The organism is Pseudomonas sp. 8_5_2, assembly GCF_059295255.1.
Genome location: NZ_CM181238.1, coordinates 438973 through 458652 on the forward strand (window position 1 = coordinate 438973; position 19680 = coordinate 458652).

The 19680-nt window shown below is 54.8% G+C and carries 19 protein-coding genes; 6 read left to right on the forward strand and 13 right to left on the reverse strand.

Annotated elements, in window-relative coordinates; all coding sequences use genetic code 11:
- Positions 1 to 63: 63 nt before the first annotated feature.
- From pqqB to AC5O5R_RS01890, 6 genes are all read right to left on the reverse strand, one after another.
- Positions 64 to 975 carry a pyrroloquinoline quinone biosynthesis protein PqqB gene (gene pqqB / locus AC5O5R_RS01865; protein ID WP_172225133.1) on the reverse strand — a complete coding sequence of 304 codons (912 nt, stop codon included), beginning with the start codon at positions 973 to 975 and terminating at the stop codon, positions 64 to 66.
- 95 nt (positions 976 to 1070) lie between these two features.
- Positions 1071 to 1142 carry a pyrroloquinoline quinone precursor peptide PqqA gene (gene pqqA / locus AC5O5R_RS01870; protein ID WP_003243383.1) on the reverse strand — a complete coding sequence of 24 codons (72 nt, stop codon included), beginning with the start codon at positions 1140 to 1142 and terminating at the stop codon, positions 1071 to 1073.
- 171 nt (positions 1143 to 1313) lie between these two features.
- Positions 1314 to 3602, reverse strand: a complete 2289-nt coding sequence (gene pqqF, locus AC5O5R_RS01875) for a pyrroloquinoline quinone biosynthesis protein PqqF (RefSeq protein WP_172225130.1) — start codon at positions 3600 to 3602, stop codon at positions 1314 to 1316.
- A gap of 134 nt (positions 3603 to 3736) precedes the next feature.
- On the reverse strand, positions 3737 to 4531 hold the full coding sequence (locus tag AC5O5R_RS01880; RefSeq protein ID WP_172225127.1) for a carbon-nitrogen hydrolase family protein: 795 nt from the start codon (positions 4529 to 4531) through the stop codon (positions 3737 to 3739).
- A 14-nt stretch (positions 4532 to 4545) separates the two neighbouring features.
- Complete coding sequence (locus tag AC5O5R_RS01885) at positions 4546 to 6228, reverse strand: flavin monoamine oxidase family protein (protein WP_172286312.1); 1683 nt, start codon at positions 6226 to 6228, stop codon at positions 4546 to 4548.
- 161 nt (positions 6229 to 6389) lie between these two features.
- Entirely contained in the window at positions 6390 to 6704 is a 315-nt protein-coding gene (locus tag AC5O5R_RS01890; protein ID WP_172228707.1) for a helix-turn-helix domain-containing protein, read from the reverse strand.
- 550 nt (positions 6705 to 7254) lie between these two features.
- On the opposite strand from AC5O5R_RS01890, the gene AC5O5R_RS01895 reads away from it, so the two are divergent.
- On the forward strand, positions 7255 to 7545 hold the full coding sequence (locus tag AC5O5R_RS01895) for a hypothetical protein (protein WP_172228709.1): 291 nt from the start codon (positions 7255 to 7257) through the stop codon (positions 7543 to 7545).
- 12 nt (positions 7546 to 7557) lie between these two features.
- On the opposite strand, the gene AC5O5R_RS01900 is transcribed toward AC5O5R_RS01895, so the two are convergent.
- Positions 7558 to 8019 (reverse strand): Lrp/AsnC family transcriptional regulator, encoded by a 462-nt coding sequence (locus tag AC5O5R_RS01900; RefSeq protein ID WP_172228711.1) that lies wholly within the window; start codon positions 8017 to 8019, stop codon positions 7558 to 7560.
- A 274-nt stretch (positions 8020 to 8293) separates the two neighbouring features.
- On the opposite strand from AC5O5R_RS01900, the gene AC5O5R_RS01905 reads away from it, so the two are divergent.
- From AC5O5R_RS01905 to drt3b, 5 genes are all read left to right on the forward strand, one after another.
- Positions 8294 to 8848, forward strand: coding sequence for a serine acetyltransferase (locus AC5O5R_RS01905; protein WP_172228713.1), 555 nt, complete (start codon positions 8294 to 8296; stop codon positions 8846 to 8848).
- A gap of 84 nt (positions 8849 to 8932) precedes the next feature.
- Positions 8933 to 9175 carry a DUF4160 domain-containing protein gene (locus tag AC5O5R_RS01910; protein WP_172228719.1) on the forward strand — a complete coding sequence of 81 codons (243 nt, stop codon included), beginning with the start codon at positions 8933 to 8935 and terminating at the stop codon, positions 9173 to 9175.
- Positions 9172 to 9705 (forward strand): DUF2442 domain-containing protein, encoded by a 534-nt coding sequence (locus AC5O5R_RS01915; protein ID WP_172228715.1) that lies wholly within the window; start codon positions 9172 to 9174, stop codon positions 9703 to 9705. The genes AC5O5R_RS01910 and AC5O5R_RS01915 overlap by 4 nt, the downstream gene beginning before the upstream one ends.
- A 311-nt stretch (positions 9706 to 10016) precedes the next feature.
- The gene (gene drt3a, locus AC5O5R_RS01920) at positions 10017 to 11369 is read left to right on the forward strand and encodes an antiviral reverse transcriptase Drt3a (RefSeq protein ID WP_372242448.1); all 1353 of its coding nucleotides are present in this window, start codon (positions 10017 to 10019) and stop codon (positions 11367 to 11369) included.
- A complete protein-coding gene (drt3b, locus tag AC5O5R_RS01925) occupies positions 11362 to 13410 on the forward strand; it encodes an antiviral reverse transcriptase Drt3b (RefSeq protein ID WP_494514931.1) in 2049 nt (682 codons plus the stop codon). The genes drt3a and drt3b overlap by 8 nt, the downstream gene beginning before the upstream one ends.
- Positions 13411 to 13712: 302 nt before the next feature.
- Here the strand turns inward: drt3b and AC5O5R_RS01930 are convergent, their stop codons facing one another.
- The 6 genes from AC5O5R_RS01930 to AC5O5R_RS01955 form a co-directional block, all read right to left on the reverse strand.
- Positions 13713 to 14483 carry a hypothetical protein gene (locus AC5O5R_RS01930; protein WP_274141703.1) on the reverse strand — a complete coding sequence of 257 codons (771 nt, stop codon included), beginning with the start codon at positions 14481 to 14483 and terminating at the stop codon, positions 13713 to 13715.
- A 607-nt stretch (positions 14484 to 15090) separates the two neighbouring features.
- Entirely contained in the window at positions 15091 to 16485 is a 1395-nt protein-coding gene (gene trbL, locus AC5O5R_RS01935) for a P-type conjugative transfer protein TrbL (protein WP_172230320.1), read from the reverse strand.
- A 201-nt stretch (positions 16486 to 16686) separates the two neighbouring features.
- A complete protein-coding gene (trbJ, locus tag AC5O5R_RS01940; RefSeq protein ID WP_172230323.1) occupies positions 16687 to 17442 on the reverse strand; it encodes a P-type conjugative transfer protein TrbJ in 756 nt (251 codons plus the stop codon).
- 37 nt (positions 17443 to 17479) lie between these two features.
- Positions 17480 to 17854 carry a conjugal transfer transcriptional regulator TraJ gene (gene traJ / locus AC5O5R_RS01945; protein ID WP_104960669.1) on the reverse strand — a complete coding sequence of 125 codons (375 nt, stop codon included), beginning with the start codon at positions 17852 to 17854 and terminating at the stop codon, positions 17480 to 17482.
- Positions 17855 to 18157: 303 nt separating this feature from the next.
- Entirely contained in the window at positions 18158 to 18400 is a 243-nt protein-coding gene (locus AC5O5R_RS01950) for a TraK family protein (protein ID WP_172230326.1), read from the reverse strand.
- 916 nt (positions 18401 to 19316) lie between these two features.
- Positions 19317 to 19535: a helix-turn-helix domain-containing protein gene (locus AC5O5R_RS01955; protein WP_028633554.1), complete on the reverse strand. Its 219-nt coding sequence runs from the start codon at positions 19533 to 19535 to the stop codon at positions 19317 to 19319.
- Between the last annotated feature and the right edge of the window lie 145 nt (positions 19536 to 19680).

Below are 19680 nucleotides of genomic sequence, written 5' to 3' on the forward strand. Positions count from 1 at the left end.
CACGGCCCCTGTGGGAGCGGGCGTGCCCGCTCCCACAGGGTCTTGTGTTGCCTTGCAGAGTGTTTACAACTCGATGCTCATGCCATCGAAGGCGACTTCCACGCCCCGGCGCAGTACCTCGGCGCGCTCGGGCGAATCTTCGTCGAGAATCGGGTTGGTGTTGTTGATGTGGATAAGTACCTTGCGCTGGCGCGGGAAGCTGTCGAGCACTTCCAGCATGCCGCCGGGCCCGTTCTGTGCCAGGTGGCCCATCTCGCGGCCGGTGCGGGTGCCCACGCCGCGGCGCTGCATTTCATCGTCTTCCCACAGGGTGCCATCGACCAGCAGGCAGTCGGCGCCATGCATCATCGCCAGCAGCTTCTCATCGACCTGCCCCAGGCCCGGGGCGTAGAACAGCTTGCCGCCGGTGCGGGTGTCCTCCACCAGCAGGCCTAGATTGTCGCCCGGGTGCGGGTCGAAACGGTGCGGCGAGTAGGGCGGCGCGGCGCTGCGCAGGGGGAACGGGGTGAAGCGCAGGTTGGGGCAGGCGTCGATCACGAAGCTGCCTTGCAGCTCGATGCGGTTCCACTGCAGGCCACCGTTCCAGTGGCTGAGCATGTTGAACAGCGGGAAGCCGGTGGAGAGGTCCTGGTGGACCATTTCGGTGCACCACACCTGGTGCGGGCAGCCTTCGCGCAGGCTGAGCAGGCCGGTGGTGTGGTCGATCTGGCTGTCCAGCAGGACGATGGCGTTGATGCCGGTGTCGCGCAGGGCACGGGCCGGCTGCATGGGCGCGAATGCCTGCAGCTGGGCGCGGATGTCGGGGGAGGCATTGCACAGCACCCAGTGCACGCCGTCGTCGGACAGGGCAATGGACGACTGGGTGCGTGCCGTGGCCCGCAGGGTGCCATCGCGCAAGCCTTTGCAGTTGACGCAGTTGCAGTTCCACTGTGGGAACCCGCCACCGGCGGCGGAGCCGAGAACCTGGATGAACATGGCCACTCTCTATGCAGAAAACCGGCTATGCAGAAAACCGGATCGGAAAAACGAAAACGCCCCGGCGGGCCGAGGCGTGGAACCGTAAGCCGGGCTTAGCGGTTAGCGAAGTACATGGTGACTTCGAAGCCGATACGCAGATCAGTGTAAGCAGGTTTGGTCCACATGGGATTACTCCTTCCGGATGGGTTTTGGGTGGCTGAGCTACTACTTGGGTACCGCCATGTGCAGGAGGTTCCCCAAACTGGGATTGCGCTATCTTACAAGAAAATTTTGTACCGAAAGGTTAATTATTCGAAAAGTGCCCTTGCAGTTCGCGTAACAATCGCCGGACTGGCTCAGCGCCAGAAAGAGTCTGGCGCGGCAGCGTTGGCCAGGCATAGCCAGGTGGACCCTGGGTCGAGCAGGTTGCTCAGCAGCTGGTCCAGATCCGTCTGCCGCGTTTTCAGAATAGTCCTATTTAGCGCCTGTAGCTGGCCAGGTTGTGTAGCCAGGTGTGTCTGCCACGCCCATTCGGCGACTTCGGCATTGGCCATGGCGGCTTCGTCGAATTGCCCGGCCAATGCTTGGCGGGCAGCCGGATCCAGGCTGACGCCGTGACCCAGCAGGGTGAGTATGTGGTCGAGGATGCGGGCAGGGCTGGTGTGCGGCGACTGCACGCCGAACAACAAGCCGCCCACGCCCTCGACCTGACGAAAGGCGCTGAATACCGCGTAGCCGAGTTGCAGCTCGACCCGTAGCCGTTGGTAGACCGGACCTTGCAGCAATTGGGCGAGCAGCCGGCCTGTGGCTTCGTTGTCCGCAGGGACAGGGCAGAACAGCAGCAATGCATGCTCACTGCCAGCCACCACGGCATGCTGCCAGCGTCGCTTTGCCCATCTGGGCGCTGGGGCGACCGACGAACCTTGCCCCGGGCAGTGCTGCAGTGCGGCAGCCAAAGCGGCTAGCGCGGCATCTTCGAAGCCTGCGGCCAGCCCCTGCCAATGGGTGTGCTGCCACAGGCTGTCGAGTTGCGCTTGTTCCAGCGTGCGGGCAGTTACAGGGGCGGGCTGCCCGCCTGATACTGCCTGCGGCAATTGTTCGAGCAAGGCCCGGATGGGCACCAGCGCCGGACGCGCTGCTGCGCAGGGCTGCCAACAACTGGCTGGGGGCTTGCGCATCAGGGCCAAGGCCTGTTCCACGGCCCGAAGCACAGCTGCCGGCAGCCCGGCGCAGCGTAATTGCCAGTACTCGCCAGCGCTGCTGAACTGCAACTGCACCGATGCACGCCCGCAGCGCTCCTGCAGTGGCACGAGGGCTTGTTCGAGCACGCCCTGCAAGTGCTGGCGCAGCGTCGAAGTTACATGCCAGCGCAAGTACAGCGCAGCGTACTGGCGGGTGCCAGGGAGTAGCTCGCTTACTTTCAGCGCCACCGGCAGTGGCTGCGGCGGGGCCGTGGGCAAATCTGCCATCAGCAAAGCGTCGACAGGGGGCAGGTGCCATTGACCACCCTCGGTGCAGGGCAGGCCTTCCAGCAGGGCACGGAAGCCTTGCATCGCTTGCGCATCCAGCCCGGCGAACGGCTGTTTGCTGCTGTCCCGGCGGGCCAGCTCAAGCGCGCTGACACTGCGTTCGCGGCTGTGCTGCAGCAAGCCGAATTCGCGGTTCAACAGGGCAGGCTCGGCCCGGCGAATGAAACCGAACCAACTGTGCAGCAGGGCAGTGGCTTCGTCGGTGCACGCGTCTGCGCCGAGCTTCAGCTCAATGTGCCACAGCAGCTGCCCGCCGAAGGCGTATAGCGGCTCGGCCTTGAAACTGTGGAGCCAGCCACGTTGGCGCAGTGCACCCAACCAGGTACCTGGGCGACTGTCGCCGAGCAAGGCGATCAGCAGCTCCAGTGCCTGCTCGGCACCTGCCGGGAGGTTGTCGTGCGTGAAAACATGCGGCATGGGCGTCGGCGCCAGTGGCGGCGGCGGGACTTGCGGTACGTGCTCACCCGTTGCGAACAACGCGGCATGTTGCCGACCCAGCTGTTCCAGCTCATCCAGCGGCTGCGGGCCGCACAGGCTCAAGACGATCTGGCCGCCCTGGTAGAAGCGCTGGTGAAAGCCTGCAAGCGCCTGCTGAAAAGCCGGGTCGTGCAGGGCCAGGGTGTGTCGGTTACCGGCATGAAAAGCGCCCAGCGGATGCGCGCGCGACACGGATTGCAGCAAGGCAAACTGCTGCTGGGCCTGCGGGTTGCGCGACCAGGCAATGAACTCGGCGTGGATCACCTCCCGTTCACGGCGTTGGCGCTGGATGCCCAGGTCTGGCTGGGCAAGCATCTGGCACAGGCGTTCGAGGCCTCCGGCAAAGGCAGCGGAAGGCACCTCGAAGAAAAAGTCGGTGTTGCGCTCACGAGTGCTGGCGTTGACCTGGCCGCCGAGGGCCTGCACATAGCGCATCAGGCCGTCATGCAGCGGGAAGCGCGCAGTGCCGAGGAAGAACAGGTGTTCGAGAAAGTGGGCCAGGCCGGGCCACTTGGCCGGGGCGTCATGGCTGCCCGCGTGCACCCGCAGGGCCGCCGCCGAGCGCTTCAGGCGCGGGGCGTGGCGCAGGGTCAGCTGCAGGCCGTTGGCGAGCGTGAGGTGGCGGGTGGCATCAGGCATGGGGGCTCCGGTGGATGTTGTCCATGCTAACCCATTTGTTGGCAGGCCCGGCCGCATAGGGATCGCATCAGGGCTCAAAGGTGCTTGCCTGATGCAATCTGCCAAAAGACCCGAGAAGCTCCCGCTGGTAGCCATCACCCCTTGCGCAGGTGCAGCTCCTGGCGCAAGTCGGTGAGGTAGGGAAAAGCCTCGCGCCCTTGACTCACCCGCTCATGCTCCAGCTCCGCCAGCAACTGGCACTCATCGCGCCCAGCCATGGCCAGCACGCTGCCATCCGGGCCGATGATGCTGCTCTGCCCGCAATAGTGGATCTCGTCTTCCGCGCCGCAGTAGTTGGCATACACCAGGTAGCACTGGTTCTCCTGCGCCCGTGCCCTAACGGTCACCTGGCAGACAAAGTCATAGGGCTCCATGTTCGCCGTCGGCACCAGGATCAGCTCGGCACCTTCCAGCGCCAGGCGCCGGGCATTCTCCGGGAACTCGATGTCGTAGCAGATCAGCAGGCCAACCTTCCAGCCGTCAAGCTCGACCACCGGGAAGTGGTCGCTGCCGGCGCTGAACATCGAGCGGTCCAGTTCGCCGAACAGGTGTGTCTTGCGGTAGTTGCTCAGGCTGCGGCCGTGCGCATCGATCAGCTGCACACTGTTGTAGATTGCCCCATCATCGCCGCGCTCCGGGTAGCCGTAGACGATGGCGATGCGGTGCGCCTGTGCGATCTCCACTACAGCCATGGCTGCCAGGCCGTCGCTGGTTTCGGCCAGGCGCTCGACCTGGCCCAGGCCGATGTTGTAGCCGCTGATGAACATTTCCGGGCACACCAGCAACTGCGCACCGCGCTCGGCCGCCAGCTGCGCCTGGTGGCGCAGCCGCTGCAAGTTACCGGTCACGTCCAGCGGCTGGGGGGTGCCCTGGAACAGAGCAATGCGCATGGCGCCTCCTTCAATCAGTCAGCCAGGGCGATCGGGCCGATCTCGTCGAACACATCGCCTGGGCCGGGGTTGTCCGGGTGGGTGCTGCCACCGAAGTGGTTGATGATACCCCACACTGCATTCAGCGACGTCTGCACCGCGCCTTCTACCCAGGCCGGGGTCCATGACACGTCGTCACCGGCGATGAAGATACCGCGCTGCTCGGCAGGCATGTCCTGTTGCATGAAGTGCGCGTACATGCGCTGGTTATAGCGGTAGTGCCCCGGCAGTGCGCCTTTGAAGGCGCCAAGGAAGTACGGGTCCGCTTCCCAGGAAACGGTGATCGGGTCGCCGATGATGTGCCCGGCGATATCGGTTTTCGGGTAAATCTTCTTCAGCGCGTCGAGCGCCAGCTGCACGCGTTTTTCCACCGGGTGCGGCAGCATCTTCAGCGCATCGCTCATCCAGGCGTACGACAGGCAGATTACCCCGGGCTTGTCGTCACCATTGTCGAACAGGTAAGTGCCGCGGGTGAGGCGGTCGGTAAGGGTCATGCTCATCAGGTCGCGGCCGGTTTCCGGGTCCTTGTCCTTCCAGAATGGCCGGTCGACCATGACAAAGGTTTTCGACGACTGCATGTAGCGGGTGCGGTCCAGGGCCATCCACATCTTCTGCGAGAACAGCGATTCCTCGCAGTCGATCTGGGTGGTCAGCAACCAGGTCTGGCAGGTAGCAAGCACGGCGCTGTAGTGCCGGGTATCGCCCCAGGTGTCCGTGACTGCCAGGCGGCCATCGGCGGCACGGGCAATGCGTTTCACCCCGCCACGCGGCGCGCCGCCGTGCAGTGCGCTCAGGCTGGTGCCCTGCGGCCAATGCACGCAGCGTTCCGGTACATGGCGCCAGATGCCCTGCGGTACCTGCTCGACGCCGCCCACCACCAGGTGCTGGTGGTCGTCGCAGTTGGTCATCACCACGCGGAAGATTTCCAGCATCGAGTTGGGGAAATCCGAGTCCCAGCCGCCGGTGCCGAAGCCCACCTGGCCGAACACTTCACGGTGCTGGAAGCTCAGCTGGGCAAACGAGCGCGAAGTGGCGACAAAGTCATAGAAGGTGCGGTCGTCCCACAGCGGCACCAGCTTGTTCCACAGTTCTTTCAGGCGCGGCACATCACGGTCGCGAATAGCTTGCTGGATGTCGGCGAATTGGGCACCGCTTTCCAGCGCGTCGGCCCAGGCGTCGGCCACTTCGTGGAACAGTTTGGGCAGGTCGCTGGTTTTTTCGGCGTAGTAGGTCTGGCCTTCGAGGTCGATCACCGTGCTGCCCGAAGCCGGGGTCAGCGGGTTGGGGAAGGGGCGGGTCTCCAGGCCCAGCTTGTCCACATAGTGGTAGAAGGCGGTGGACGACACCGGGAAGCGCATGCCGCCCAGTTCGGCGATGATCCCGTCGGTGCCGTTGAAGGCTTGCGAGCGTAGCCTGCCACCCAGCTTGGAGGCTTCGTATACCACCGGCTTGAGGCCCAGCTTCATCAGCTCGTAGGCCGCCACAAGGCCGGCGATGCCAGCACCCACGATTGCCACTTCCTCGCCTTGGCGCGCAGCCGGAATGCTACCAAGGCCTGCCGGGTGTTCCAGCCAGTCGTCGAAGGCGAATGGGAAGTCCGGGCCAAAAATGGTGATGGGCTTTTTGCCGTCGGCGGGGTGGCGGTTCTTGTTGTTCATGAAATGACCTTGCCAGAGGGCTGCGCGGGGAGCGGAGCCTGAGTATAGGAGATGCCTGGGGGTCATTTTAGGGAGTGGGGTGTTCGTAATTAAGATGCAGAGTGTTGTCTGAATGTAGCTTTGTTCGTCGTATTAGCCACTTTTTAATTATTTTTGACGAATCAGGCCAAAGATGCCAAATGATCCACCGTCTCAGGGTATTTCTGCACTAGACGAATCAGTGCGACTGCTTGCGCATTGGGCCTGAAGCGGCCTTGCTCCCAGTTTTCCAGCGTTCTGGAATTGGTTCGGAGAGGCTTTGCGAACAGTGCCCTGGACATGTTGAGGCGCTGGCGCAGCTCCAAAAGCTCATTAGGGGCAAAGGGTGTCAGTTCGGTGAAGCTGACCTTGTGCGAGCGTAGCGTCTTCTTGCCTTCGCGCTCTTCGGCCAGCGCGTCAAAACCTTCAGCGAGTTCAGTGAACAGGTTGCGTGGCATTGGGGGAGCCTCTTGTGAATATCCCCATTCTGCATATGTCTACGTGATTTACGTACGGTCAATTGGTGACAAAAAGCATCAGCGCGTCTGATGGGCTTGTAGCTGCAACGCTGAGATCGCTGGTGCACCGCGTACTCTGTGGGAGCGGGTTTGACCGCGAATGCGTCGGTGGATTCACAGCAGCATTCGCGGGTAAACCCGCTCCCACAGGGAAACGTTCTGGCTTTGCGATTCGGGTGATCAGACAGTTCTTACACCCGTTCCATTAAATAAAGAATTACCCTACGCCCGCTATCGCCTCGGTCTGGCTTCGCGGGAATCGTTTCATCGTTAACTTCACGGGGTCGCCGCAAATTCGGCGATCGGGCGTGAGAACCCGCTGATCTTTCTGGAGGCGCACTGCTATGGCAGCTGTGCGCGGGCAGGCTTTGCCTGGCCGGGTACGCGCCTCCAAGTTCGCCGGTTCTCACCTCGCGCATGGCTGCCACCCTATTCCCGTGAGAAGGATGCGATTGGCCGCCAATCACCCCTGTGATGTGGAGGCTATACCATGACCGACCGCTTACCCGACCAACCCAAAAAGCTCAAACCAACCGCTGAAAAACCCTTCTGCAACTGCGAATCCAGCCACCCACCGCTCTTCACCCTCCGCCCCGGCATCGACGCCGCCGACGCCCTGGTTCACGCCTGCCTGCTGGCCCGCGGCCTCAACCAGATTGCCACCGACTACGCCCAGCACCACGCCCCAGAGCGCAGCCGTGACATCGTCTGGTCAATGCAGCATTCCGCCGAAAGCCTTTCGGCAATTCTGGAGGGCCTGCTCGACGGCCAGGAGGTCTGACCGCCAGCGGCCTCAGAGCGGCTGCCCGCGGTCCACCTTACTGCTGAGAATGATCGACGTGGTGGTCTTCTCCACCCCGTCGACGCTACCGATCTGGTCGAGCAACTGGTCCAGCTGTTCGGGCGAGTCCGTCCGCAGCCAGGCCACATAATCGAACTCGCCGCTCACCGCGCACAGTTGCTGCACCTGCCCCATTGCACTCAGGCGTCGCACCACTTCCTTGCCGGAGCGCGGCTGCACCTTGATCCCTACATATGCCTGCAGCCCGCCGCCGATCACAGTCTGGCCCAGGCGTACGCCATAGCCGGAGATGACTTTGTTCTTCTCCAGCCGCTCCAGGCGCGAGTTGACCGTGGTCCGGGCGATGCCCAGCTGGCGGGCGAGGGTGGCGACGCTTTCGCGGGCGTTGATCTGCAGCAGGGCGATCAGCTGGCGATCGATTTCATCCAGCGTGATGGAGCGGGAATCCGACATGGCGAGTCTCTACGGTTGGCCTGCTAGCCTAGCCAGCCAGTGCCGATCAGGGCAAGGCCAGTCACCACCGGCCCAGCCGAAGCGGTCTTTGTGGGAGCGGCCTTGTGTCGCGAAAGGGCTGCGCAGCAGCCCTGGCAATATCTGCAGCGGAGCTGAAATCGTGGGGCCGCTGCGCGCCCCATCGCGGCACAAGGCCGCTCCCACAAAGGGACCGCGCTGGCTCGACGGCTTCGCGTTCGGCATGATGAAACGCTAGTCCAACGAGAACCTCAGTGTGAACCTCGACCACCTGCTCGAATGCTGGCGACTGGAAGTCTCCAACAAGAAAAGGCCCGGACGCCGCATCAGCCTGCTGTTCAACGTGCTGCGTCGCGCGCGCAAGGACAACAAGCTGGGTTTCCTCTTCGCCTTCCGGGTGGCCCAGTACCTCGATGCCCGCGGCGGCCTGGCCCGGCGTCACGCCAGGCGCATGCAGCAGCGGCTTAACCTCAAGTACGCTGTGGACATCGACATCGGCGCGCAGATCGCACCCGGCCTGCGCATCGCCCACCTGCCGGGTGTGGTCATTACCCGGCATGTGGGCATCGGGCGCAATTTCTTCATCCGGCAGAATTGCTCGATCGGCATCAAGACCCTCGGTCTGGAAGACTACGCGCTGCGCATTGGCGACAACGTGAGCATGGGCGCCAACAGCTGCATCGTTGCTGACCGTATCGACATTGGTGATAACGTGGTGATTGGCGCGATGTCGCTGGTTACGCGGGATGTTCCGGCTTGTATGACTTTCTACAACCCGCGGCAGGTCGAGATGCGGCCGATCGGGGAGTAATCAGAAGAGTTACATTTTTGGAGCTGTGGGCGGGATGCTCGGATGGTACTGTCTGGTGCAACCATTGCACTGTATGATAATCCCATGCCCACGATCCACCGGTTGTCCAATTGCGTGATTTGCCTGTATGCGAATGACCATCTGCCGCCGCATTTCCATCTGCGATTCAGTGACGGTCGTCAGGCACTGATTGCGATCAATGACCTAACTCCGTTGGCCGGTTTCGGTGGTTCGCGGCTGTCCCTGCGTGAGATGAGTGAAGCGCTCGAGTGGGCTTCGCGAAACAGAGCTCGATTGCTAGCAATGTGGGAGGAGCTGAATCCATGACCAACAAACATTTCCAGCTGACAGAGGTTTCCGTGTTGGCCCCCGGGTCATTGCGGCTTACCTTTGCGGATGGACAGCAATTCAGCGTGGCTTTGGACGAAGTCATCGGGAAGCACGCGACATTGGCCCCCCTTACCGATCCCAAGATTTTCGCAACGGCTGCAATCGGGGAGTGGAAAGATACGGTCATCTGGGCCGGTGACGATAATCTTGAACTTGCTGCTGACAACCTTCGTGCACGCGCAGTGGAACAGGCGGGAGAGTGCTCACATGAACTCATCTGGAACTGGATGGCCAAGCATGAACTGACGCTGGATCGTGCCGCCCAGGAACTGGGGCTGAGCAGGCGGATGTTGGCCTATTACCGTAGTGGCGAAAAACCCGTGCCGAAGACCGTTGCCTTGGCTATGAAGGGGTGGGAAGCACACCGGTTGGCGGACGCGGAAGCAGGTGGTGTCTCCCGTCATACGTCTGGCAAGTACGCAAGCAGGTCGGTTGGTACAGGGCATGCCCCGAAGAAACGAGCGTAGTTTCCTGGCTAACAGAAAGGCATGAAAAAGCCGCGCAATCGCGCGGCTTTGTCGTATCTGGTGGGCCCACACGGACTCGAACCGTGGACCAAAGGATTATGAGTTGCCGAAGATCTCACCAAGCCAAGCGAAATCAATGAAAGCCTAGCATAGGTACAGTTAGCATCTTGTAGGCCTGTACAGTAATTTTGCGGAACTGATCAAAAGGTAGCCAATGATGGCACTGTACCGCTATTGTACCTTTTTGGGACAAGGCTAGCCCCGTCAACAGGGGGTATAGACAGCCAGGCTCGCTAACAGGGTAGTTGTTTGTGTCTATTGATCAGGCTTTTTCAATAAGAAATCTCAATAATCTGCTCAATGAAGACCGTGAAAAGGGTGGTGATCTAGAAGAACGATATATTCCTGATGCATATACGATGCGAATGCATGTTTATGATCTAAAAAAATCTAGATCTATTGTCCGTTACAAGCACCGGACCGGAGCAGTAACAACTCAATTCTATGAACTTCGTACTCGTCGACTGAATCAAGTCATTAAGGGGCGCAAAGAACAACATTCTGCTCTTGTAGAGAGCAAGCTGGGGGGAATAGCTAAGAGGATCTTGTCTAAAGATTTTAGGGTCGAGCTTAGTGCTTTACCTATGCCCATTAGAAGCAAAACTGTGTATGGCGTAGGCAGAGATCTAGCGCAGGTTCTTGCAATCAGATTTGTGCAGAAAATTCTGAGGGATGTCTACGATATAAAAATGCCTTCTAGAGATATTTTGGTGGCGCAAGTCAAATCATTAGCCATGGATGGTTCACCAAAATTTATTTTGCGAGCTGATGTTGACTCATTTTATGAGTCGGTACAGCACAAGGATCTGTTAGAAAGCATTCATCAATCGCCCGAGCTTTCCGTTTTGGTCAAAAGAATAATTACTAGGCTTTTAGGTGACTACTTAATACTGACCGGCGCAGATAGAGGATTGCCGAGAGGGGTTGGAGTTAGTGCTTATTTGTCAGAAATCTACTTGGCGTATGTGGATTCTGAGGTTAGCAGGCACAATGAAGTTTTTTATTATGCTAGATACGTCGATGACATGGTGATGATGTTTGCGCCGGAGAAAAGAGAATCGGCCGATAGCTATTTGGCTTCGTTTGGAGATCTTTTAGGAAAAAAAGGTTTGTCTTTAAATGATAAAACCCAAGCGTTAAATCTCATAGATGAGCAGCGTGGTAAATTTACCTATCTGGGTTATGAGTTTGACGTTTCTCCAAGCAGTCGCGGTGTGAGGATGAGTGCCGCTAAACTCCGAAAATATCGAGAGCGGATAGAAAAGTCGTTTAAAGACTATAACGCAAAAGCAGCGTTCATTCCCAAAAAAGCAGCAAATGAACTCATTATGCGATGTCTGTTTTTAACGGGAAACATGCGCCTTTTTAATAGAAAGAGTAACGCGTTTATTGGGGTCTACTACAGCAATAAGTACATAACCGACATCTCTCAGTTACGAGGTCTGGATAGGTATCTTGGCTCTAAAATAAATCTGCTGACGGATGTGCGCTTGAAGAGAAGGCTTTCTCGAATGTCCTTCGAGAAAGGCTTTGCTGAGAAGATATTCAGGAATTTTAGTACGAAAAAGCTTTCTGAAATATCTCGGGGGTGGAAACATGCCTAAGAAAGCACTTTCAATTAACTTCCCTATTCAAAGGGTGGTCCTTTCGGATGTTCTGCCTTACGAAGTTCCTATTGTTTTTTCCAATAGGTACTTTTACAGGTTTCTATGTGAGCATGATGTAAAGTTCTCCGGTTCTAAGATAGAGTGGATTTCCAAGGATTCGACTCTCGATAGTCTAGTCAAAATGTTGCTAGGTATCTCGCCAAGTGTCCCGGTAGAGCGCGACACCACAGGTGCGTTTGAAAGATCTCTCATAGATATTTCACAGACGAGGTCTGAATACCATAGTGTCCCTTTCGCTTTCTTTACTACGCATAAGCAGGATCAACTGAGGCAGCTTGCTCTAATGCATCCCAAAGCTCAGCTGTTGGTTGTGGACTTCTACGACCAATATAAAGAGCTAATTATTTATTTTACTGGTCAGAGCAGCTTTAGCCTGCGGTCTCCTAAAAGAGTCGCAGGGTGTACATTTATTGATAATAGGGCTCAAATAGAAAAGCAAGACAGGTTAGACACCTTGGTTGAGGTTTCTGGCGAGAATTATGAAAACCTGAGATCTTTTTTCGTTTACGAAAAGTTTAGTAATGTCTTTAAGTTTTATGAGTCAAAGGAACATCTCCAGTGTGAGCGAGACTTTAAATTTCTAACTAAATACGATATTTCCGGATGCTTCGATGGTGTATATACGCACTCACTTCCTTGGGCCGTTTATGGCAAAGGATATTCTAAGGTCCATATGTCGCCCTTGAGAGAGTCCTTTGCCAGCAAATTCGACTCGTTGATGCAAAGAGTGAATTACAATGAGACTAATGGGATCCTCATTGGCCCCGAGGTTTCTAGGATATTTGCTGAAATTATTTTGCAATCTGTAGATTCTGAGGTGTTGGCTCAACTTACTGGCAAAGGGTGGAGGCCTGATGAAGATTTTAAGATTTATCGATATGTAGATGACTATTTTGTTTTTTATAATAACGAGGAGTGTTGCTATCAGGCAAAGATGTTGCTTCAAGAGGTTTTAAAGCGATTCAAGCTTTCTCTCAATAAGGGTAAAGAAGAAACCTTATCGAGGCCTATGATTACTCCTATATCCATCGCGAAAAAGAGAATATCCGACTTATTTGATAAGACACTTACATTCAAGGTTGCGGACGATATCAAGGACGGCGAAAGTCTTCCTCGTGGGGAGCTTTATATAAATCGATCTTCCTTGGTCACTGATTTCAAATCAATCCTCTCAACATCTGGCGTCGATTATGGTGACGTTCTTAATTATTCGCTTTCCGTGGTCGAGAGAAAAGTTGGCGCGTTGATTGATGGTTACGAAAAAATAGAAAAACTTCCAGGGCTTGATAAAAGTTTCTCCAAAGCAATAGAGTCCCTTTTGTGGTTTGTATTTTTTGTTTATGCGGTCTCGCCGAAAGTCAATACAACCATTAAGCTTTGTAGGATTTGTCAGCGTGTTCTAAGTTTTTATGCTGACAATTCAATCGGACTTAGTTATGGGTCTTTAATTTCGCAAGTGATTTACGAGCGATGCCGTAGTATTATTGATAAATATTCTGATGGCAAAGGTGCTCGTATTGAGGTGATGTATCTTCTGGTACTCATGGGGCAGCTTGGAAGGAACTATCGAGTAAGCGAAAATCTCCTCGCTCGCTGTTTTGGCTTTGAGGAGATCGATGGTGTGTATGTGGTCAAAAATGATCTAGATTACTTTTCTGTCATTACTTTGTTCTTTTATATAGGTAAGAAGGTTCGGTATTCTCGAATTCGAGTTGCATTAGAGTCGTGTGTTCTTCGGCGTTTTGCTAGCGACAGAGATGCATTGATTGGTAGTTCAGAGATGACTCACATGGCGCTGGATCTTCTAGTGTGCCCATATGTAAGTCGAGAGGCCAAGGATATAATTGTAGGCTATTATGGAATGGCCGGCTCCGACATCTCCAGAATTCAACGATACAATGACTATTGGTTTACTAAATGGGCTGACTTCGATTTCTCTAAAGAGCTGGACGCTAAGGTCAGTCAGGAAGTATACTAATGCTGCGCGCTACATGCACTATGAAGACCGTTTGCGGTCGCACACACCAGCGCTTTGAACGAGCTGTTCTATGCATGAAAGCTCGTTCTCTTAGAGTCCGCATGTACTCTGGGGTCTTGACTCCTCGTCCCTTCTCAGAAGGCCTAGGCCGACTGAAGAAGGGGCAGGGGGCTAGATTTCAATGCTACCTATCTATTATTGTTTTGAGAGCGCCCATCCTGAATCTGTCTGGGCAGAGCACTCTGACCTTTCCCGCCAGGTATGGAAAAGCCCCCACCGCGCGGGGCTTTTTTTGTGTTAGGTCAGTCCACTTGTACAACGGCCGAATGACCCAGGCTCACTCGAAATGTCTTGAAGCAGTCGCGGCAATTGAAAGGTTTCCAAATTGCGTCTAGTTGCACTGGGATGCGTGCGTCGCATTCACATTTGAAAAAGATGGTGTCAACCGGGGTAAGCACTTTTTCGCCTTTTTCATTAATTACCTTATTGAAAAGCTTGCTGCACTTTGTATTGCCGCACACAACAAGCAAGTCATTTTCAAATTCTGCTTCGCCTGCGAATATTCTCGTCCCGCACGCAGGGCAGTCAGTGTGGCGCACATTTTTATATGCGACGATTGCCGTAGTGGCTTCAACTCGCTCGAGTTCGCGAATAATTTCGTCAAGAGACTTCTTGTCGGGAGAACTAGCTGTTGGCTCTTTTGAGGCGTGCAAGTATGAGCCAAGCTTATTATAGTACTTCCGAAATTTTCCCCATTTTATTGCTTGTACTTGCCCGATGCTGATCCATTTCTTTGGCTCCACATTTGGATCAGTTTCCGCTCCAATGGAAATGTCACCGCTTTGGTCGGATATGGGGTCAAATGAGGCTAAAAGCTTGATGATTTGGTCGGCTCGCCATTCTTTAACGAGAGCGCCAGGGATAATGTCCCCATATTGCTTGAGTTGCCGATAGGCCACGGTCTCGAAGCAAAATCTCAGTTCCAAGCATGCATATTTGAACTCGTTCTCATCATTGGAACTTAAAAGCTTTTTGGCACGATTAAGGGTGCTAGAAATATTAAATAAGTCCATTACTATCTCTCATGAAATGTGCTACCACTCTCCGGACGATTTTGTATCACAAAAACTACAGAAATAAACCCCCGTGACAACGGCTTTTTGTGGCTAGTCTGACTAAATTTGGAAGTCGTGCTTCGCTAGAGAGGCGCTCACCTGGCTATTGGGATGGCGGCGTAACGGCCGGCTTCCTTGGCCGAGCGGATAGGTGGCTACAAAGACCACGGTTTCATTCATGCCACTGTGCCACCTCTTGCGTCGGGCATCCTTAGGCAAAGTACGCAAGACGGCCTCTAGCTTGTCGACCCCACACGACATCACTGATCCCGCTGAGGGTGCCAAGGTAGCTAGGCGAGACTCATTTTGAGTCTAGTGGCTTCCGGTGTGTCGATGTGGCTGGATGAACGTCAAGATCCAATAGCGTCTCTGCCCTGTTTTCTCGGAGAATTGACCGAAGTGTTGTTCTCGTGACAAAGATCGGCATCGGACAGAAAAGGCCATTATGCTCGTCAGTGAATTTGGGATTTGGTGAAAATTTGTCATTTATCATTTTTATTCTCAGAAAGTTAACAAATAGTTCTATTTGGGTGTGATAATTTATTGGCTATGTTTATAATGTCTGCTAATCATGAGGTGGGCGTTTGTTAATGAAGTCAGATATTTCATCTGATTTAGCACCCATATCATCGCCTTGGCAAACTTGGCTTCCTTCTAGATTCATTTTTCCCCTTTCATTAATTGTGGCCGCTAGCCTTCCTCCTGCTGTGCATGCTAGTGCTACACTGGCTTGGCCGCTGATGCTATGCCCGATGTTCTCTGAGAGCAGTGAGCCCGCGTTTGCTGCGACTCTGAGCGCGGTCGAAAGCCTGGAAGCGTAGTCCGAATCCTGGCCCTTCTTGACCGTCTCCATAGCTTTTCCTAAAGCAGACTGCGTCGAACCATTCGGCGCGTTCTGTTCTTTCACAAGATCACTGGCACTGTTCCCGCTTTCGTAGGGAACATCATGGATGTTGGCTTGAGCAGCCTTGAACGCAGCGGTAAGGGCTGAGGCACCTCCTGCAATCTCTTTTGCTCCCGCTAGCGCGGAAGCGCCCGCTGACGTGATTGCCGAGGCCGCCAGAGTAGCGGCACCGACTGCAGCACCTGCCCCAAAGCTACCAATCCCGGCGCTTTGACCAGCAGCTCCTACGATTCCTGCCAGCATGGGAGGGAGCTTGTTGACCAAGGAAAGCAAAATCACTGCTGCGACCAACAACACGCAGAGGCTGTTCAAGTCCGGAGTTCCGGTTGCAAAGGCCCTGTAATACTGATCCAGGAATGACTTACCTACTCCAATTAAAAACGTCATGGTAAAAAGCTGGACGCCAATCCCGAGCACCGTTTTGTAGAAGCTAATCGCAATATCTGATGTCCACCTACTACCGCCAAATCCCAAGAGGAGGATCCCCGCGTAAGCAAGCAGCCAAGCCGATACGAGTAATAGGAGCATGTTCACGGCGATGAGTGCCAAGATCACTAAAACCACTATCGCGGCGGCGAGCATCAATGCGGATACCACTGGTGACAAAACCGAGGCAGAAGCGCTGACCTTGGTCAGGATGCCGAATCCGATATCCACAATGCTTGACGGAGATAATCCGGTACCTAGCCCCGCCGCCTTGGCGCTTATCGCCCGCATCGTATTGATGATGGACATTGAAATCGCTGGGCCATTTTGGAGCAGCCACCAGAAAAAGCCCATGGTGCCGAAGAAGCGGATGGTTTCGGCAAAAAATGACTGTAGATCAGCATTTCGTAATGCCATGAGGCCGTAAGTCCACACCATGCTGATCAGCGCGAGGCTCCAGAACAGCCATGACGCGCTGGAGGTGATCTCGGATTGCCAAGTGGTGGCAACGGTCGAGAAGCTGTCGAGGATTTTATTGAGCATGTTTCCGCTATCGAGCCCACCAGCGAGTGCGGTCTTGCTGAACGAAAGTGCTGTTATGGCTAGGTAGATGGTCAATGATCTTTTCATGGGTCACCATTTCCTATCATCGCTTTGGGTGTTTTTATGCCCAAGGACGCAAGCGTCGTAGCTATTTTTTTGAGATGTATCTCGTCCTTCCGTCGGGGTATCGCACTCAACAGAGGTAGGCGTTTGTGGAGCATCACAGCCGTTGAGCAGCAGTGCGCTCAGAATGAGAATTCGTTTAAGTTGTGCGTGCATGCTCTTTCCTCACCAGCCTTTATCAGCGCTTGGGCTGTTTCGGCTACTCAGTGCTCGTTTGTCAGCGGCGGTGTGTTGAGCGTCGCGATCAATACGGACTTGAGCGCTGGTGGCCTGGGCGTTTTGCTGAGCAATCAGCAAGCTGCGAATTTGCAGAAGCTGATTTGCCTGTGCGCTAGCAAGCTGATTGGCTGCCTGGATGGCTTGCATCTGACCTTCCGCGCTGGTTGCCTGTCGCTGTAGGCCTGCGAGCTCACCAGCGTCTTTGCGCAATGTTTCCTGTTGCTTTGAGACGCTGGTCAGTAGGGCATCATTCGCGCGCTTCTTTGTGGAGCTGGCCTCTTTCTGTGCTTGTGCAATGGCTTGTTGATCCGATACACCGCACGCGTCCGAGCCTATGCAAGATGCGCTTTCGTAGTGGGCCGTATCCTGGTAACGCTCAAGATATTTCTCCAGACTGCCAGCTTGGGTCTTGTAGTAGCTGAGTGTGTCCTGAGCAGCGAGAAGCATAGAAATCGTCTGATCGGCCTGACTCCAGATGTAGTCTGCTGGAGCCGCTGAGTTTCGCAGCATGATCTGGTACTGCTGCAGTTGGGTTTTGTACTGCTCGATCTGCTTCGTCACCGCAGCGACATTTTGAATCGCGCTGACAGTTGTCTGGCTCAGATTCACTCCATCCACGACAGGGATTCCGGCGAATGCAAGGTGCAAGGGCAGGGCGCTGGCTATCGCGAAAATCCACTGCTGTTTCTTCGATCTTTTCATAGGGACTCCAGAAGCGAAGGCTCGATTTTTTTAGCCGCTAAAATTTCAGTGCCTGGACCAGCCGAAGCATTTCGTCTTGATTGGCCTCAATGCGTTTCAGCAGCGCTCGTACCATGCCTGGTGTTAGCGGAGTACCGCAGGCCGTCAATTTGGCGTCATCGGTTAGCCATAGCTTCAGAAGCCCACCAAGGCGGCCTTGGTCAGCGTTGATCTTTACGATCTGCGCTACGTACTGGGAGTCGAGCGTGCTTGTAATCTCATAGCCGAGGCTCAGGCGCCGCAGGTACTCAGCGACCGTCAGGCTCGCCTTGGATGCGTTTTCTTTAATGGTTAGCTCCTCACTCGGTAATACCGGCACACGTAAATGCTTTCCGTGTTTACGTGTATCTCTCGCAGCTTCATTGCGGTTCATGGTCTGACCTCTCTTTGGTGTTCACAGAGTCGCGGCAGCGACTGCCTCGCAGAGCAAGACAGCATTGAGCGCCGAAGGCGCGAATACGCGAGAGTGAAATTAGATAGCCGACTTGTCGGTTAGCTAACTTCACCTGTCTTGCCCTGAATATTCGTATGGCTGGCATGAATGTCAGCAGTGATCTCGGGTAAACAATAGGGTTGCTACAGCGTTCAGTTATGAGGTGATCGCTGAAACAATTGTATTGATCGAATATTGAACGCCTGGGCAACGATTGTTCGGCTCAGCAACGGTGTTCAATAGCTATTGAACGCCGCAGTGTACGGGTAGCAATCGCTTGGCGTAGCGACGAAACGCTTGATAGCCAAAGTCGATAGATCCCTCATCATGCAAGGTCGTCCATATCCCTAACAAAGACCAACCTCCTTCAATCGCTTGCAGAATATCCTCGCGTAGCAGGATGAACTTGGCCAAGTTGGTAGCAGGGCTTGAGGGCGGATAGGTTGCAGCTACTCGTTCCGCGATCCACACAGTAAGTGGTTTCATTTCAACCTCTTGGACGACTATGTCTCAGAGCTAGGCTCTGGACCCTCAACTGTCAAAATCCGAACTGGTGATAAGCCAGAGCTAGACCTGTTTACCTTTAACTTCTTTAAATATTCCTTTCCTACGGTAGACCGACTCTCGTTCTTGACAGTTGAGGGGCTTTCTTTCGGACTTGCTGTCGGGGTCCTTGGAGGCGCGTTATCGGAACTCGCTGGCTCCCATGAAGATGATTGGTCCTTGAAGTTATAACTGCCGTCTCGGTAGCGCTTGATCACTCCGTGGAACCACCTGATCGCTGTGGTTTTGATCGATCCTGCTTTGATTGCAGCTGACAGCTCGTTCAGCATCCGCTGCTGGTCAATGGGCGCAACCTGCTCCAGCGCCTTGAAAATTTGGCTCCTGGTTTCCGCGGAGACCAATGCCGCCAACCGTAGCGGAGGATCCCCGGCCGCCGGGGCTGGGTTGGGCGACGTAGTAGTTTTTTTATTTTTTGGTTTTATTGTTTGTTTAGTATTTATATGTGCTTGTTTCTCCGGGTGCGGCTGATCCGTCGTCGGTTTATCCACGTTTGGGTTTTCGCAATATGGTGCAGAGTCGGCCCTTTCAGACGGTTCGTCAGAGATATGCCACACCGTCTTTGCGAATCGACCTCGAGAGTCGTGGGTGCGCTCGATGCTCAAATAGCCTGCGGTCTCAAGCTCTTGCAGTCCGCTCCTGGTTGCGGCTGCACCAGTACCATTTTTCTTGGCTAGCGATTCCATTGTCAGATACGGATAGCCTGGGGGTAGGGAAAGCAATTTCACCAATAGTCCTAACGATTTCCAACTCAAGTTTTGGTCACTTATTACATCGTTAGGGATGATTGTGAAATGACTTGATACCTTCCTTTTTACAATTAGGGATATAGACATCGTCGTCAGCCCTGCTCGAGAACCTTGGCTACATCTGCGGTTCTAAAGTAAATCCTTCTGCCAATTCTGACCTTGCAAGGAAGAAATTTTCTCGATACCTCATTGTCGCCACTCAGGCTGATTCTCAGGCCGTCCTTGCTTCTATGTAATACCTCTGCAAGCTGCTCAAGGGACAAAAGTGGAGCCCCAGAGAATAAGTCGCGTATGTATTCTTCCGTGGTCATGTTAGGTGTCCTCCGCTTAATTTCGGATATCCTATGACACCTAACGCGATTTTTAAAAGTATTTTTTCAAACTCCACTTGACGGTGAAAAAGTTTAGCTATAGCTCCTCTTAATTGTTTAGTTAAACTTTTCCAGAGTTGTAGTT

Excerpts from the sequence above, each read along its gene's own strand:
- pqqB (WP_172225133.1), bottom strand. The coding sequence starts at position 975 with ATGTTCATCCAGGTTCTCGGCTCCGCCGCCGGTGGCGGGTTCCCACAG.
- pqqF (WP_172225130.1), bottom strand. The coding sequence starts at position 3,602 with ATGCCTGATGCCACCCGCCACCTCACGCTCGCCAACGGCCTGCAGCTG.
- AC5O5R_RS01880 (WP_172225127.1), bottom strand. The coding sequence starts at position 4,531 with ATGCGCATTGCTCTGTTCCAGGGCACCCCCCAGCCGCTGGACGTGACC.
- AC5O5R_RS01885 (WP_172286312.1), bottom strand. The coding sequence starts at position 6,228 with ATGAACAACAAGAACCGCCACCCCGCCGACGGCAAAAAGCCCATCACC.
- AC5O5R_RS01890 (WP_172228707.1), bottom strand. The coding sequence starts at position 6,704 with ATGCCACGCAACCTGTTCACTGAACTCGCTGAAGGTTTTGACGCGCTG.
- AC5O5R_RS01895 (WP_172228709.1), top strand. The coding sequence starts at position 7,255 with ATGACCGACCGCTTACCCGACCAACCCAAAAAGCTCAAACCAACCGCT.
- AC5O5R_RS01900 (WP_172228711.1), bottom strand. The coding sequence starts at position 8,019 with ATGTCGGATTCCCGCTCCATCACGCTGGATGAAATCGATCGCCAGCTG.
- AC5O5R_RS01910 (WP_172228719.1), top strand. The coding sequence starts at position 8,933 with ATGCCCACGATCCACCGGTTGTCCAATTGCGTGATTTGCCTGTATGCG.
- AC5O5R_RS01915 (WP_172228715.1), top strand. The coding sequence starts at position 9,172 with ATGACCAACAAACATTTCCAGCTGACAGAGGTTTCCGTGTTGGCCCCC.
- drt3b (WP_494514931.1), top strand. The coding sequence starts at position 11,362 with ATGCCTAAGAAAGCACTTTCAATTAACTTCCCTATTCAAAGGGTGGTC.
- AC5O5R_RS01930 (WP_274141703.1), bottom strand. The coding sequence starts at position 14,483 with ATGGACTTATTTAATATTTCTAGCACCCTTAATCGTGCCAAAAAGCTT.
- trbL (WP_172230320.1), bottom strand. The coding sequence starts at position 16,485 with ATGAAAAGATCATTGACCATCTACCTAGCCATAACAGCACTTTCGTTC.
- trbJ (WP_172230323.1), bottom strand. The coding sequence starts at position 17,442 with ATGAAAAGATCGAAGAAACAGCAGTGGATTTTCGCGATAGCCAGCGCC.
- traJ (WP_104960669.1), bottom strand. The coding sequence starts at position 17,854 with ATGAACCGCAATGAAGCTGCGAGAGATACACGTAAACACGGAAAGCAT.
- AC5O5R_RS01950 (WP_172230326.1), bottom strand. The coding sequence starts at position 18,400 with ATGAAACCACTTACTGTGTGGATCGCGGAACGAGTAGCTGCAACCTAT.
- AC5O5R_RS01955 (WP_028633554.1), bottom strand. The coding sequence starts at position 19,535 with ATGACCACGGAAGAATACATACGCGACTTATTCTCTGGGGCTCCACTT.